General features: G+C 66.7%; 13 protein-coding genes. 3 read left to right on the forward strand and 10 right to left on the reverse strand.

Annotated features, from left to right (window positions below; genetic code table 11):
- Positions 1-155 precede the first annotated feature (155 nt).
- From QX073_RS13150 to QX073_RS13195, 10 genes are all read right to left on the reverse strand, one after another.
- A complete protein-coding gene (locus QX073_RS13150) occupies positions 156-1,946 on the reverse strand; it encodes a hypothetical protein (protein WP_315752656.1) in 1,791 nt (596 codons plus the stop codon).
- Positions 1,947-1,950: 4 nt separating this feature from the next.
- Entirely contained in the window at positions 1,951-2,226 is a 276-nt protein-coding gene (locus QX073_RS13155; protein ID WP_315752657.1) for a hypothetical protein, read from the reverse strand.
- A 43-nt stretch (positions 2,227-2,269) separates the two neighbouring features.
- Positions 2,270-3,886 (reverse strand): benzoylformate decarboxylase, encoded by a 1,617-nt coding sequence (mdlC, locus tag QX073_RS13160; protein ID WP_316225857.1) that lies wholly within the window; start codon positions 3,884-3,886, stop codon positions 2,270-2,272.
- Positions 3,887-4,008: 122 nt separating this feature from the next.
- Positions 4,009-4,857, reverse strand: a complete 849-nt coding sequence (locus QX073_RS13165; protein WP_316225858.1) for a MaoC family dehydratase N-terminal domain-containing protein — start codon at positions 4,855-4,857, stop codon at positions 4,009-4,011.
- A 2-nt stretch (positions 4,858-4,859) separates the two neighbouring features.
- Complete coding sequence (locus QX073_RS13170) at positions 4,860-5,972, reverse strand: CaiB/BaiF CoA-transferase family protein (RefSeq protein WP_316225859.1); 1,113 nt, start codon at positions 5,970-5,972, stop codon at positions 4,860-4,862.
- Positions 5,973-5,981: 9 nt separating this feature from the next.
- Positions 5,982-7,148, reverse strand: coding sequence for an acyl-CoA dehydrogenase family protein (locus QX073_RS13175; RefSeq protein WP_315713988.1), 1,167 nt, complete (start codon positions 7,146-7,148; stop codon positions 5,982-5,984).
- Between the two features lie 162 nt (positions 7,149-7,310).
- Positions 7,311-7,892 carry a thiamine pyrophosphate-dependent enzyme gene (locus QX073_RS13180; RefSeq protein ID WP_315713989.1) on the reverse strand — a complete coding sequence of 194 codons (582 nt, stop codon included), beginning with the start codon at positions 7,890-7,892 and terminating at the stop codon, positions 7,311-7,313.
- The gene (locus QX073_RS13185) at positions 7,892-8,431 is read right to left on the reverse strand and encodes a thiamine pyrophosphate-binding protein (protein WP_315752662.1); all 540 of its coding nucleotides are present in this window, start codon (positions 8,429-8,431) and stop codon (positions 7,892-7,894) included. The genes QX073_RS13180 and QX073_RS13185 overlap by 1 nt, the downstream gene beginning before the upstream one ends.
- Before the next feature lie 276 nt (positions 8,432-8,707).
- Positions 8,708-9,979, reverse strand: a complete 1,272-nt coding sequence (locus QX073_RS13190; RefSeq protein WP_315713991.1) for a cytochrome P450 — start codon at positions 9,977-9,979, stop codon at positions 8,708-8,710.
- Positions 9,980-10,162: 183 nt separating this feature from the next.
- A complete protein-coding gene (locus QX073_RS13195; protein WP_316225860.1) occupies positions 10,163-11,458 on the reverse strand; it encodes a cytochrome P450 in 1,296 nt (431 codons plus the stop codon).
- A 217-nt stretch (positions 11,459-11,675) separates the two neighbouring features.
- Between QX073_RS13195 and QX073_RS13200 the strand changes: the two genes are divergently transcribed.
- From QX073_RS13200 to QX073_RS13210, 3 genes are all read left to right on the forward strand, one after another.
- Complete coding sequence (locus QX073_RS13200; RefSeq protein ID WP_315713993.1) at positions 11,676-12,848, forward strand: isovaleryl-CoA dehydrogenase; 1,173 nt, start codon at positions 11,676-11,678, stop codon at positions 12,846-12,848.
- Positions 12,849-13,055: 207 nt separating this feature from the next.
- On the forward strand, positions 13,056-14,189 hold the full coding sequence (locus QX073_RS13205) for a DUF898 family protein (protein ID WP_316225959.1): 1,134 nt from the start codon (positions 13,056-13,058) through the stop codon (positions 14,187-14,189).
- Entirely contained in the window at positions 14,164-15,309 is a 1,146-nt protein-coding gene (locus tag QX073_RS13210) for a M48 family metallopeptidase (RefSeq protein WP_316225861.1), read from the forward strand. Before QX073_RS13205 ends, QX073_RS13210 begins: the two co-directional genes overlap by 26 nt.
- The last annotated feature ends 140 nt before the right edge of the window (positions 15,310-15,449 follow it).

A 15,449-nucleotide genomic window follows, 5' to 3' on the forward strand; every position in this document is an offset into this window, starting at 1 on the left:
GGACCCGGGCGTCTCACGCGGCGGGATGAGGTCAGGTCGCCGACGCGTGGGTCGTCCCGGATTGGTTCGGCATGCGGCTGGTGATGGTCTTGTTATCGTTATCCGTGTCCGCGCCGCCCGGCGTAAGCCGACAGGCGGCGCGGAGCGCAGCGGTCTCACTGTTCGAGCGCGGCCAGGGCAGCGTTGCCGATCTGCTGCGCCTCGGCCCAGGCGGCCTGGGTGGCCTGCTGGGCGGCGGTGTAGCCGGCCTGGATCTGCTGCTGAGCCGCGGCCCGCAGCGCCTGCTCCTGCTGCTCGCCGGTCTCGCGGGCCTGGGTCAGGGCCTGATTGTCGGCATTCAGCGTCGCATTGGCCTGGTTGAAGGCGTTGGCGGTGGTCTGCGCCTTGGCCTGGGCCGCCGCCAGTGCGGCCTGGTTGGCCGCATTGTTGGCGCGTTCGAGGACCTCGGCGGCCTCCTGTGCGTCCTGCTTGGCCTGCTGCGCGGCCTGACGCGCCTGCTCCAGCGCCTGCCTGTCGGCGTTCACCTTCTGCTCGGCCGCTTCCACCGTCGCATCGATCGTGCCGATCTTCTGGTTCAGCGCGGCCTCGACCGTCTTCTGGTTCTGGGTCGCAGCCGCCTGCGCGGCCTGGGTCTTCTGCTGGGCGACCGCGCGTGCCTGCTCGCCGGTCTTCAACGCCGCCTGCAGCGCGGCCTGCTCGGCGGCTTCCTGGGCCGCCTGGTTCTGCTGGTTGTTGTTATTGTTGTTGTTGCCGTTGCCGGCCGCCGCTCCACCATTGTTGGCATTGCCGCCATTGTTGGCGTTGCCGGCCGCCTGGCCGGCCTGCTGGGCCGCCTTGCCGGCGGCCTCGGCCGTCTCGCGCGCGGTGTCCTTGGCGGCGTTGGCGGCTTCCTTGGCCTCGTTGGAGACGTCGATGTCCTTGTCGAGCTTCTGGAACGCGGCCTGCAGCGCGGCCGAGGCTGCCGTCAGCTTCGCAGCGTTCGCGGTCGCCGCGGCCTGGTTGGCGGCGGTCGGGTTCTTCTCGGCCTGCTCCTGGGCCTCGATCGCGGCGCCGCGTGCGTTCTGCTCGGCCTGACGCGCGACGTCGATTGCCTTGCGGTCGGCAGCGACCTGCGCCTCGGCGGCGGCGGCGGTCTGCGCGGCGGCCGCGGCCGCTGCGTTGGCCTTGGCGACGGCATCGGTGCTGCTCGACGCCGCGGCAGCCGCCTTGGCCGGCGTCGCTGCGGCTGCGGGTGTCGCGGTGGCCTTGGCGACCGCGACGGTGGTGGTCGCTGCCGCGGCGGCCGCAGCGGCCGGCTTCGCCGCGCTCGTCGTGGTGCTGGTCGCGGCTGCGGTCTTGGCCGCACCGGTCGTCGTCGTTGCGGCGGTGGCGGCAGCGGCGGGCTTGGCGGCGGTCGTCGCGGCCGTGGCGACGGCAGCGACGGGCTTGGCCGCAGCCGTGCCGGTCGTTACGGCCGCCGTCTTGGCGGCGGTGCTCGCCGCGGTCGCCGCGGCGGTGGTGGCGGCCGTGGTCGCAGCGGTGTTCGCAGCCTTGGCGGCGGCGCCGGCCGCGGCCTTCGCAGCGGCGCTGGCTGCGGCCTTCGCTGCCGCGTCGGTCGCCGCCTTCGCGGCAGCATTCGCTGCAGCCTTGGCCGCAGCGTTTGCCGCAGCCTTGGCGGCGGCGTCCTGCGCGGCCTTGGCGGCGGCAGCGGCTGCAGCCTTGGCAGCGGCATCCTGGGCCGCCTTGGCGGCTGCCTGGGCTGCGGCCTTCGCCGCCGCCTCCTGCGCCGCCTTCGCGGCGGCGTTGGTGGTGGCCGAAGTGGCAAGGGCGGTGGTCATGGCCTGCGCATTGGCCGCCTGATGCGGCAGCGCCGTCACCGCCAGAGCGGACATTAGGGCCAGCACGCTGACATGGCGATAGAGATCGGTCCTCGACGCCGCGGTTTGAAGATTCTTCTTATCCGCCATCAGCTCAACTCCCTTGGTACGCTGGATTGGATGATGGAACCTTTTGAAAATGATTTTGGCTTGCAGAATGGTCGGACCTTGCAAGCAGCAAGGCGTCTGCCTGCAAGCTGACGGCAGGATTTCGCGATGTTTGCGGCAAGCCGGCCGCGACGAGATGGCGCAGGGGAACAGAAAGCTTTTGAAACAAACGGTTGCAGTCGGAACGCCGGTTGCACGGTTGGGGCGGGCCGATGAGCATTTCGCGGCGAGCCATGCCGCCGCCATTGAAGGTGCGACGCATTGTCGCATATGCCGTGAAAGTCGTCCGCTGTGCGAACGGCGGCTCAGCCCTTCTGGGCGTAGAGCAGCGGGACCGCGGCGTCGACCATCACCTCAACGAGGCTCGTGCCGGCATGGGCGAGGGCTCGCGTCAGCGCACCGGCGAGATCGGCGGCATGGTTCACGCGCACTGCGTCGCAGCCCATGCCTTCCGCGAGCTTGACGAAATCGAGGCCGGGCAGCTCGAGCCCGGGCACGTTGCGCACCTGCATGACCTGGCTGAACGAGCGCATCGCGCCATAGCCGGAATTGTTGATGACGACGACCGTCAGCGGCAGCCTGCGCTGCGTGGCGGTCCACAGCGCCTGCAGCGAATACATCGCCGAGCCGTCGCCGATCAGGCACACCGTGCGGCCGGTGCTACGGCCCAGCGCCATGCCGACCGCCGCCGGCAGGCTGTAGCCGAGCCCGCCGCTCGCCATCGTGTAGAACGACTCCGCGCCGGGCATTGGCATGTACTTGTGCATCACCGGCCGGTGCGAGGGGATCTCCTCGACCACGGCGCTGCCCGCCGGAAGCGCCTGCGCCAGCGTATGCAGGAGATAGTCGACCGGAATCGGATCGGATGGCTTCGGTGCGTCGGGTAGCACGCGGCCCTTCGGCGCCGCGCGCCTGGTCTCCGGCAGCAGCTCCAGCAGCAGCGACAGCGCCGGCCGCATCGTGGCGATGATGCTGGTGCCGACCGGCGGCACCGCGGCGCCTTCGGCGTCGTCGGTGATCTGATAAAGCGTGGTGGCGCCGTCGAAGATCGCGGCGTGGCCCTCGACATGGAAGGTGAACACCGGCGCGCCGATCACGACGACGAGGTCGTGCGGTTTCAGGGCGTCGGACAATTGTCCGGGCGAGGCGTGCAGAAAGCCCTGGAATTGCGGATGGCGCTCGGGAAATGAGCAGCGCGCCGAGAACGGGCTGACCCAGACCGCGGCCTTGGCCTTCTCGGCGACCTCGACCATCAGTTCGACGCAGCCGGCGCGGTCGATGCCGGGGCCGACCACGAGCGCGGGATTCTTCGCGGCGGCAAGTGCGCTCACCAGGTCGTCCATGGCGGCGCGATCGGGGCCGAGCTCGCGGCTTACCTTGCGCGCGGTGATCGGTTGCGCCGGATGCATCCAGTCGTCGATCGGGATCGAGACGAAGGTCGGCCCGCAAGGCGGCTGCATCGCGGTGTAGTAGGCGCGGGCGATCGCGCCCGGCACGTCCTCGGGCCGCGCCGGCTCGACGCTGTATTTGACGTAAGGGCGCGGGAATTCGGACGGGCGTTCGGCATAGAGAAAGGCCTGCAGCGGCAGGATCGAGCGCGCCTGCTGGCCGGCGGTGATGACCAGCGGCGTCTGGTTGCGGTGCGCGGTGTAGATGTTGCCGAGCGCGTTGCCGACGCCGGCCGCCGAATGCAGATTGACGAAGCCGGCATTGCGCGTCGCCTGGGCATAGCCGTCGGCCATGCCGACGACGGAAGCCTCCTGCAGGCCGAGCACGTAGTCGATGTCCTCGGGCCAGTCGCTGAGGAACGGCAGCTCGGTCGAGCCGGGATTGCCGAACACCTTTTTGATGCCGAAGGCGCGCAGCAGCTCGAAGGTGGCCTGCTTGACGGTGACGGGTTTGGCGCTTTTCTTGGTGGTCAAGGCGTATCCTCGAAAGACGATTGTTGTTGTGTCGTCATTGCGAGGAGCGAAGCGACGAAGCAATCCAGAGTCGTCGCGGGGCTCTGGATTGCATCGCTTCGCTCGTAATGACGGGGCCTATGTCACCAACTCGCGGTGCCCTTCATCGTCGGCTGTCGCTCGGCGTTGGCGGTCCACAGCTCCAGGCCGCCATCCTTGTCATTCGCATTCACCGAGAACGCGCTGCCCTCGAACAAAGGCTGCACGCCGCGATAGGCGAACTTGGCCGGCGGTTTGCCCTTAAGTCTGGCGGCGAACTCGACCAGCAGCGCGGCCTGCAAAGGTCCGTGGAAGATCAGGCCCGGATAGCCTTCGACCCTGGTGACGTAGTCGCGGTCGTAATGGATGCGATGGCCGTTGAAGGTCAGGGCGGAATAGCGAAACAGCAGCACGGCATCGGAGACGCGCGTCTCGCTGTGCTGCGCGACCGGCGGAGGCGGCGGCGCCTTCGCCGGCGCAGCCTGGGCGCCACCCATGTCGCGATAGACGATGTCCTGGCGCTCGCGGATCGCGACGCCGCGCGGCGTCGATACGACATGCTCCACCGACACGAAGCAGAGCTGGCCGGTCGAGCCGCTCTTCAGGGTGACGTCGGTGATGGTCGAAAGGCGCGTCGCGACATCGCCGACGCGCAAGGGATCGATGAACTGCACCTCACCGCCCGCCCACATGCGGCGCGGCAAGGGTACCGGCGGCAGGAAGCCGCCGCGGGTCGGATGGCCGTCGGGGCCGAGCTGATCGTGCGGAAACACCGGCTGGCCCAGGCACCAATGCACGGTGTAGGGCGCGATGTCGCCGGCTGTCGGCTCGCCGATGTCCTGGAACAGCGTCGCGCGCAGCCCCTTGGTGAGCTGCGCGGTGACGATGTCGGTCGCCTCGGCGCTGCGGCCGACCCATTGCCGGAGGTGATCGAGATCGAGCGTGTCCGTCATGATCATCCCTTTCGCTGATGCGGCGAGGCGGCCTCGCCGATCGCGGGCACGGCGCCGTAACACCTGTCGTCGCCGACCACGATCGCCGCCGGTGCGGGATAGCTGACGACGCCGTTCGGCGTGTCGACCTCGATGCGCCGCAGATGCGGATGAACGGACAGGTCTGCCATGCTGTTGACCTCGGCAAAGGCGATGTCGGCGCTCGCGAGCTTGCCCAGCAGCTCATCGCGCGACAGCGCCGCGAAGCGCTCCGCGACGATGCCGTCGGTGACGCTGCGATTGCGCACGCGCGCGACCATGTTGGCGAAGCGCGGATCGTCCGGCAATGTGGGCTGGTCCAACACCTTGGCGCACAGCGTCTTCCACTCGCGCTCGCTCTGGATCGAGATCAGGATGTCCTTGCCGTCCTTCGAGGTGAACACGCCATAGGGCGCGATCGAGGGGTGGGCGAGGCCGATGCGCTTCGGCGCATTGCCGGCTTCCGCGTTGAGCAGCGGCACGGTGAGCCAGTCGGCCATCACGTCGAACATCGAGATCCTGATGTCGGCGCCTTCGCCGGTGCGGCCGCGCCTGATCAGCGCCTCCAGGATCGCGGCATGCGCCGTCGCGCCGGTCGCGACGTCGACGATCGACATGCCGACGCGGGAGGGGCCGTCCGGCCCGCCGGTGATCGAGGCCAGCCCGCTCTCGGCCTGGATCAACAGGTCATAAGCCTTGCGATCGGCGTAGGGACCGGAGTCGCCATAGCCGGTGATGGTGCAGCAGATCAGCTTCGGATAGTCCTTGCGCAGCCGCTCACGGGCAAAGCCCATTCTGTCCATCGAGCCGGGTTTCAGGTTCTGCAGCAGCACGTCGGCGCCGGCGATAAGCTTCTCCAGCTCGGCGCGACCTTCCGGCCTTGAGAGGTCGACGATGACGGAATCCTTGCCGCGGTTGAGCCACACGAAATAGCTGCTCTGACCCTTGGCGGCGGCGTCGTAGCCGCGGGCGAAATCGCCCTCGGGCCGCTCGATCTTGATCACGTGAGCGCCGGCATCGGCGAGACGCGACGAGCAGAACGGCGCGGCCACCGCCTGCTCGACGGCGACGACAATGATCCCTTCAAGCGGCAGCATGGCCCGACCTCAATACGAGCGCGGCATGCCGAGCACGTGCTCGGCGACGTAGGAGAGAATGAGGTTGGTCGAGATCGGCGCCACCTGATACAGCCGCGTCTCGCGGAATTTGCGCTCCACGTCGTATTCCTCGGCGAAGCCGAAGCCGCCATGGGTCTGGATGCAGGCATTGGCCGCCTCGAACGACGCATCGGCCGCGAGCATCTTGGCCATATTGGCCTCGGCGCCGCAGTCGAGCCCGGCCTCGTATTTGCGCGTGGCCTCCTTGACCATCAGCTCGGCGGCCCGCATCGACGCATAGGCCTTGGCGATCGGGAACTGGATGCCTTGGTTCTGGCCGATCGGGCGGCCGAACACGACGCGCTCCTTGGCATAGGCGGTGGCTTTCGCGATGAACCATTTGGCGTCGCCGACGCATTCGGCCGCGATCAGGATGCGCTCGGCGTTCATGCCGGAGAGGATGTAGCGGAAGCCCTTGCCTTCCTCGCCGATCAGGTTCTCCGCCGGCACCCGCATGTCGGTGAAGAACACTTCCGTCGTGGCGTGGTTCATCATCGTCCGGATCGGGCGGATGGTGAGCCCGGCCTTCTTGGCCTCGCGCATGTCGACGATGAAGACGGACAGACCATCGGTGCGCTTCTGCGCCTGCTCTTTCGGCGTGGTGCGCGCGAGCAGGATCATCAGGTCGGAATGCTCCGCGCGGCTGGTCCAGATCTTCTGGCCGTTGACGACATAGCTGTCGCCGTCGCGCTTCGCGACCGTCTTCAGCGACGTCGTGTCGGTGCCCGAAGTGGGTTCGGTGACGCCGAAAGCCTGCAGCCGCAACTCGCCGCTGGCGACCTTCGGCAGCCACTTCGCCTTCTGCTCGGCGGAGCCGTGGCGCAGCACCGTGCCCATCGTGTACATCTGGGCGTGACAACCGCCGCCATTGCAGCCGGCACGCTGGATCTCCTCGAGGATCGCCGCAGCGGCCGACAGCTTCAATCCCGCGCCGCCATATTCCTCGGGAATCAGCACGGAGAGATAGCCCGCCTCGGTCAGCGCATCGACGAAGGCCGAGGGATAGGCCATCTCGCGATCGAGCTTGCGCCAATATTCACCAGGGAACTGCGCGCACAGCTTGGCCACCGCGTCGCGGATATCGGCGTAATCGTCGTGCTGATGCTGGTCTGTCATGTGTTGCTCCGCCGGCCGCCGTGACGCGGCCTGGGCTCTCTCCCTGGACTTGTTTCCTGATAGCCTATGACCAAGCGGGTCACGCTTGGCAAGCTTGGAATGCCAGCGTTGCAGCCGAGCAGCCTTGCCGGAGCGACAGAGCAGGCCGCCTGCGGCGACGTTCTAGCTGACGGGAAATCCGAGATGACCGCGGAAACGGTTTTTGAGGAAGACACCGTCGCGTGCGGGCAGCGCGCGGTCAACGTGATCGGTCGAGATCGCGACGCGGGCGAAGTGCGGCCCGGAGAACGCGTGCAGCTTTGGCCGGAAGGCGTCGAGCGCCGCGCTGTCCTCGAGCGTGCTGACGGAGGGAAAGCCGGCTCCGGTCGCGATCAGCTCGAGATTTGCGCCGAGCCCGGAATGGCTCATCTGCATCCCGGTCTCGCCGAAATGGGCGTTGTCGAGCACGACGATCGAGAGATTCTTGGGCTTCTTCGCGGCTGCAGTCGCGAGGCTGCCGAGCCCCATCAGTTGTTCGCCGTCGCCGGTGATGACGACGACCGGGCGCGATGGCTGCGCCAGTGCGAGACCCAGGCCGATCATGGCCGCGCCGCCCATCGCGCCCCAGAGATAGAAGTTGGCGTCGTGATCGCCCGCGGCGAACACGTCGTAGGACGATGAGCCGAGGCCGCTGACGACCAGCAGGTCGCCACGGTTCTGCAGCAGCGCCTTGACGGCGGTGCGGCGGTCGAGCGGTGCTCCCATCACTTCGCCTCCGTCCACTTCTTGGCGCCGATCATGCGCTGGGAGATCAGCACCGCGATCGGCTGATCGCTGTCGAACGCGAGCCTCGCTGCAGCGGCCGCCATCTCGCCGGCGTCTTCGGGACGTTCCAGCCGGAACACCGTGACGCCCATGATCTCGAAGGCCGCCTGCGTCGCCTTGCCCATCGGCACCTGCCACGGATTGAACTCGGCCCACTCGCCGCGCATCGTCACGAAGGCGAGGAACGGGAAGCGGCAGCTCTGAAGCAACGACAGCATGTTGACGCAATTGCCGACGCCGCTCGACTGCATCAGCAGCACTGCGCGCTGCCCGCCGAGCCAGGCGCCGGCGGAGAGCGCGACACCTTCCTCTTCGGTGGTCAGGACCGTGGTGGCGATCGCGGGATCGTCATGGGCGAGGCCGATCAGGCGGGAATGGCCGGCGTCGGGGACGTAGCACAGCTGACGGACGTCGGCCGCCTTCAGCGCCTCGTAGATGGCGAGCGGCCAGTCGGTGGTGGGCGTGTCGGAAGCGGCCATGGCGTCCTGAGGTTCATGAGCACCGATGGTGCAGCGGATGATTTAGCCAGAAACGACCGTCGAAGCCCATTGAATCTCGTTCAACCCGCCATGCCGGATTCTCATAGGCAGCCTAGGGCCTCGTGGTCCGGCTGGGGAGGCCTCATGGTTCGAGACGCCGGTGCGCGGCTCCTCACCCTCATGGTGAGGAGCGCCGCTCGCGGCGCGTCTCGAACCATGAGGCCCCATGCGGCCGACCACGCGATCGTCATGTGGAGTGGCGGGAGCAACAGGAACTCACCCCGGGATCCGCACCGGCAGCGATTCATAGCCGCGGACGAAGCTGGAATAGACCCGCTTCGGCTCGCCCACGACCTCGATGCGGTCGAAGCGCTTGAGGATCTCTTGCCAGACGATGCGCAGCTGCAACTCGGCGAGTCGCATGCCGACGCAGCGGTGGATGCCGAAGCCGAATGAGAGATGAATGCGCGGCCGCTTGCGGTCGATGATGAAGGCGTCGGGGTTCTCGATCACCTCCCCGTCGCGGTTGCCCGAGACGTACCACATCACGACGCGGTCCCCCTTCTTGATCGTCTTCCCGCCGAGCTCGGTATCGACCAGCGCGGTGCGGCGCATGTGGGCGAGCGGCGTCTGCCAGCGGATCACCTCGGGCACCATGGTCTCGATCAGCGCCGGATTGTCGCGCAGCTTCTGATACTCGGCCGGGTTCTCGTTCAACGCCAGCACCGATGCCGTCATCGTATTGCGGGTGGTGTCGTTGCCGCCGACGATGAGCAGGATCAGGTTGCCCATCAGATTGTCCGGCGTCATGTGCCGCGTCGCCTCGCTGTGCGCCATCATCGAGATCAGGTCGCGGCCGGGCTCGGCCTGACGCGCCTTCCACATCCGGCCGAAGGTCTCGGCGCATTCGCCGAGCTCGCGGCGGCGCTCCTCCTCCGACGAAACGATGCCGCTCTTGGGCAGGGCGGTGGAGACATCCGACCAGCGCGTCAGCTTGCGGCGCTCCTCGAACGGGAAGTCGAACAGGGTCGCCAGCATCTGTGTCGTCAGCTCGATCGAGACCTTCTCGACCCAGTTGAAGGTCTCGTTGCGCGGCAGCGAATCCAGCACCTTGGCCGAGCGCTGCCGGATCAGCACCGCCATCTCGTCGAGATGGTCCGGCGTGAACATCGGCTGCACGGTCTTGCGCTGCTCGCCATGGCGGGGCTCGTCCATCGCGATGAAGCTCGGCCACTCATAGCCCGGCGGCACGTCGCGGATCATGATTCCGCCATTGCTGACGTCCGACGAGAAGACCGCGTGGTTGGTATCGACATGCATGATGTCGTGATAGCGCGTCACCGACCAATAGGGCTCGATCGGCGCCTTGGTGCAGTAGTGCACGGGCGCCTCCTTGCGCAGCCGCTCGAACCACGGCCAGATCGTGTCGTTCTGGAACAGCCGGGGCGCGCCGGGATGGAAGTCCTCGATCGGCGTCGAGTAGGCCTCGAGGCGCGCGTCGCGCAGCAGATCGGCCTTATCGGAGCGAAGCGCGGCCTGGACGGTCATGGGGTGGTCCTTTTCTTGCTGCTGTTTCTTGCTGCCGTACCGATCGTACTCACGTCATCCTCCGCAAAGGCGGACGATCCAGTACGTCGAGACGTCAATCATATTGCAATATCGTTCTCCGGAATACGGGATGCCCCGCCTGCGCGGGGTATGACGGCAAAGTTGATCTGCACCGCAATCAGTTCACACTGCAATCCGTACCGGCAACGTCTCATATCCCTTCACGAAGCTCGAATAGACCCGCTTCGGCTCGTCCATCACGTCGATATGATCGAATCGTTTCAGGATCTCCTCCCAGATGATCTTGAGTTGCAGTTCGGCCAATCGCAAGCCGACGCAGCGGTGGATGCCGAAGCCAAATGACAGATGCTGGCGCGGCCTGACACGGTCGATGATGAAGTCGTAGGGACGCTCGATGGCGGCCTCGTCGCGGTTGCCCGAGACGTACCACATCACGACCTTGTCGCCTTTCTTGATCTGCTTGCCGCGGAACTCGATGTCTTCCAGCGCGGTGCGGCGCATGTGGGCGAGCGGGGTCTGCCAGCGGATGACCTCGGGGACGAAGCTGTCGATCAGCGCGGGGTTGTCCTTGAGCTTGCGGTACTGATCAGGGTTCTGACTGAGCGCATAGATGCTGCCGGACATGGTATTGCGCGTGGTGTCGTTGCCGCCGACGATCAGGAGCACGAGATTGCCGAGGAAGTTCTTCGGGTCCATGTTCCGGGTCGCCTCGCTGTGGGCCATCATCGACAGCAGGTCGCTCTTCGGCGGCTGGTTGACGCGCTCCTGCCAGAGCCGGGCGAAATAGCGCGCACAGTCCATCAGTTCGGCCTGCCGTTCGTCCTCGGTCGCGACAAGCCCATCGGGGCCGGGGATCGTGGTCGCGATATCCGACCAGCGCGTCAGCTTGCGGCGGTCTTCCCAGGGGAAGTCGAACAGCACCGCCAGCATCTGCGTGGTCAGCTCGATCGAGACGCGATCGACCCAGTCGAACACCTCGCCGACAGGCAGATTGTCCAGGCATTCGGCGGAGCGCTTGCGGATGTTGATCGCGAGCTCGTCGAGATGTGTCGGCGTGAACATCGGTGCCACGGTCTTGCGCTGCGCGGCATGGCGCGGCGGATCCATCGCGATGAAGCTCTCGCGGCGCAGGTCAGGATCGACGTCGCGAATGGTGATGCCGCCGAGCGCGGACGCCGAGGAGAACACCGCGTGGTTTGTCTCGATCTCCATGATGTCGTCGTATCGGGTGATCGACCAGTAGGGACCGAACATCGACTCCTTGCAGTAGTGCACCGGATCCTCGCGACGCAGCCGGTCGAAATAGGGCCAGTGCGTGTCGGTACGGAACAACTCCGGATGACCGGGGTCGAATTCGGCGAGCGGCAACGATGCGGCGCGGCTGGCGGCCGTGTCGTCGACGCGCTCGACTGCTGCGGCGTGTCGCTGTGCCTCGGCCGTCGTGGTGGTCCCGTGCATGGACGTCTCCCTGATGGCCGGATTTGAGCTGTCCGGCGATGTTGGGTGCGATTACATCCTGCCCGGGAGCGCGGGGCAAGCGCGGAGTGGGGCCGCCGGGCCGGTCTTGCGTCGCAACGCTGGTATTTGTCCGGACGTCGGGCGTGACAAGCGCCACGTCACGGAATATGGCTTTGGGCGATTGTTGCAAAGCAGAAGACTAGCAGGAGGCCGCCCCATGATCGCCAACGCGCAGCGCATGTTCAATTTCGATCTCGGCGAGACCGCAGACGCGATTCGCGAGACGGTGGCGAGCTTTTCGCAAGAGCAGATCGCGCCGCGCGCTGCCGAGATCGACCGCTCCAACCAGTTTCCGCGCGATCTCTGGCCCAGGATCGGCGAGCTCGGTCTGCACGGCATCACGGTGGAGGAAGAGTATGGCGGTGCCGGCCTCGGCTATCTCGAGCACTGCATCGCCATGGAAGAGATCTCGCGCGCCTCGGCCTCGGTGGGCCTGTCCTACGGCGCCCACTCCAACCTCTGCGTCAACCAGATCCGCCGCAACGGCAACGAGGCGCAGAAGCGCAAATATCTGCCCAAGCTGATCTCGGGCGAGCATGTCGGCTCGCTGGCGATGTCCGAGCCGCAGGCCGGCTCCGACGTGGTGTCGATGAAGACCCGCGCCGACAAGAAGGGAGACCGCTTCGTCCTCAACGGCAACAAGATGTGGATCACCAATGGTCCGATCGCCGAGACGCTGGTGGTCTATGCCAAGACCGATCCGCAAGGAGGCCCGCGCGGCATCACCGCGTTCATCATCGAGAAGGGCATGAAGGGCTTCTCGACCGCGCAGAAGCTCGACAAGCTCGGCATGCGCGGCTCCGACACCTGTGAGCTGGTGTTCGAGGATTGCGAGGTCCCGGAGGAGAACGTGCTGGGGCAGGTCGGCCGCGGCGTCAACGTGCTGATGAGTGGCCTCGATTACGAGCGCGCGGTGCTCGCGGCAGGTCCGCTCGGCATCATGCAGGCCTGCATGGACGCGGTGCTGCCCTACGTGCACGAGCGCAAGCAGTTCGGCCAGCCGATCGGTACCTTCCAGCTCGTGCAGGGCAAGGTTGCCGACATGTACACGACGATGAATGCCGCGCGCGCCTATGTCTATGCCGTGGCCAAGGCCTGCGATCGGGGCGAGACGACGCGTGAGGACGCCGCCGGCGCGATTCTGTTCGCCGCCGAAAAGGCGACGCAATGTGCGCTCGATGCGATCCAGCTGTTGGGCGGCAACGGCTACATCAACGATTATGCGACCGGGCGGCTGCTCCGCGACGCCAAGCTCTACGAGATCGGCGCCGGCACCAGCGAGATCCGCCGCATGCTGATCGGGCGGGAATTGTTCGAGAAGACGTCTTGAGGCGCCGGCCAAGCGGTTGGCGTATGCGGGGCATGCGTTCGCCAACCGGCCGGATGCAGATATTTTAGTCATCCTCGTCGAGGCCGGTGTTTTTTTCCGGCCGACTTGCGTAGAAAATACGTCGAACCTCGAAGTCGTCCCGGCGACGAACCATCGAGGTATATTGTAGATCTTTTGCGTGTGTCGGAGGCTTGAGCCGTGAACCAGATGAGTTATGTTCCGGAGCAGCCGCCGCCGCTTCCGCCTCTCACCGCCACCTTCTCGGGTGCGCGGGGCGAGTTCTTCCGGTTGGTCAGCCGCGGGGCGGCCATCGAACTGATTACGCTGGGCTTCTACCGCTTCTGGCTCGCAACCGACATCCGCCGGCATCTCTGGGTCAATACGACCGTCGACGGCGATGCCGCCGAATACACCGGGCGCGGCAAGGAGCTCTTGATCGGCTTCCTGTTCGCGATGGCGATTCTGGTCCCGATCTACCTTGCCTATTTCCTCGTCGGCGTCGAGGCTGAGCGTTACCAGGGCTTCGCCAGCGTGCCGCTGGTGATCGCCTTCTACGCCTTCGGCCAGTTCGCGATCTTCCGCGCGCGCCGCTACCGACTGACGCGCACGGTCTGGCGGGGCATCCGGTTCTGGATGACCGGCTCGGGCTGGGCCTATGCCGGGCGCGCCATGCTGTGGACCTTGTTGACGGTGGTCACGCTGGGGCTGGCCTGGCCGTGGCGCGCCGCCGCGCTCGAGCGCTACAAGATGCGGCATTCGCACTATGGCGATCTCAGCGGCGACTTCGAGGGACGCGGCTGGGAGTTCTTCAAGCGCGCCTGGTATCTGTGGGTCATCGCGCCGTTTGCGCTGCTGCTGTTTCCGTTGTTTCCGTTCGTCTATGCGCAGTTCAAAGCGATCGAGTGGCGCTGGTGGCTGTCGGGCATCCGCTTCGGCGGCGTGCGTCTGGAATCGGACCTGCCCGGCAATGCGTTCTATGGTCTGTATTGGAAGGTGATCGGCTGGTGGTTTCTGCTGTCGGTCGCCTCCGGCGCCTATTTCAGTGGCGTCGCCGCGCTGATGATCAAACTGCTGGGGCCGGGAAGCGACGGCCTGCCTCAGGTGCAGGCGCTGTCTGACAACATACCGATGCTGGTGATGGTCGGATTGGGCTACGTCGCCTGGATCCTGGCGCTCAACGTCGTGATGCGGCTCTATCTGGTGCGCGACATGTGGGCGACCGTGCTGCAGTCGGTTCAAGTGCATGGCATCGAGGCCATGGCCAATGTCGCCGCCAAGGGCGATCTGGCCAGCGCGCTCGGCGAAGGATTTGCCGATGGACTCGACGTCGCCGGATTCTGATTCCGGGCCGGCGGGCGCTGCTGCGCCGGCCGCCGCCTCGCCGGTCGAGCCTGCCGCTCCGCTCGGCGGCCCTGCGGTCTATTTCGACGGCCTGTCCAACCGGCGGCAGGTGGTCACGATCGGCTTCGCCAATCAGCTGGTGATGCGCAGCGCCGACAATTTCGTCTCCTGGCCCTATGCCGACATCCGCCGCGTCGATGGGCCGAGCGGCACGCTGCGCGTGAGCTGCCTGTCGGCGTCGCCGCTGGCGCGGCTGGAGATCCGCGACGCAGCGCTGTCGGCCGAGCTGATCGCGCGCTGCAGCCACATCGACCAGAACAGGATGACCCGCGGCGCCATCACGCGCATCGTCGGCTGGTCGCTGGCCGCCGCGGCCTCGATCGTCGCCGTCGTGCTGGTGGTGATTCCGTTCGCATCCGACCGGCTGACGCCCCTGGTGCCGCCGACCATGGAGCGGCATCTCGGCGAGGCCGCCGTGGTGCAGATCCAGACCGTGTTCGGCGACAAGCTCTGCAGCGAGGCGGCGGGGCAGGCCGCGTTCGCCAAGCTGGTGACGGCGCTGCGCCGCCCCGCCGGCCTCGACGACAGCATCGCGTCGCAGGTGCTGGACACGCCGATCCCCAACGCCTTCGCGCTGCCGGGCGGGCGATTCTTCCTGTTCAGGGGGCTGCTCGACAAGGCCAATGACCCCGACGAGGTCGCCGGCGTGCTGGCGCATGAGCTCGGCCACCTCAAGCACCGCGACAACCTGCGGCAGCTGATCCACAATGGCGGCAGCTCGTTCCTGATCGGCCTGCTGTTCGGCGACGTCACCGGCGCGGGTGCGGCGATCTTCGCCTCGCGGGCCATGATCAACGCGTCCTATTCGCGCGAGGCGGAGGCGGCCGCGGACGGCTTCGCCATCGAGGTGATGCATAAGCTCGGACGGCCGACGCGCCCGATGGGTGAATTGCTGTTCCGCATCACCGGCAAGGAGGACGGCAAGCGCCCGTCGCTGTGGGCCAGCCATCCGCTCAGCGAGGACCGTCTCGCCCGCATGCGTGCCGAAGACCGGCCGCCGAGCGGCCCGCCGCTGCTCAGTGCGGAGGAGTGGAAGGCGCTGAAGGGGATTTGTCGCTAGGCATTGGGACGCGTTTGGCGTTCGGGCGACGGCTGCGCTTGGCGTCGATTTGTGCCGACAGCGTTGCCATACATTCGTTGTCGTCCCTGCGAACGCAGGGACCCATAACCACCGAACCTTGTTGTTGGAAGCGGGCGTCG

This window comes from Bradyrhizobium sp. SZCCHNS3052 (assembly GCF_032484495.1).
Lineage (GTDB): Bacteria > Pseudomonadota > Alphaproteobacteria > Rhizobiales > Xanthobacteraceae > Bradyrhizobium.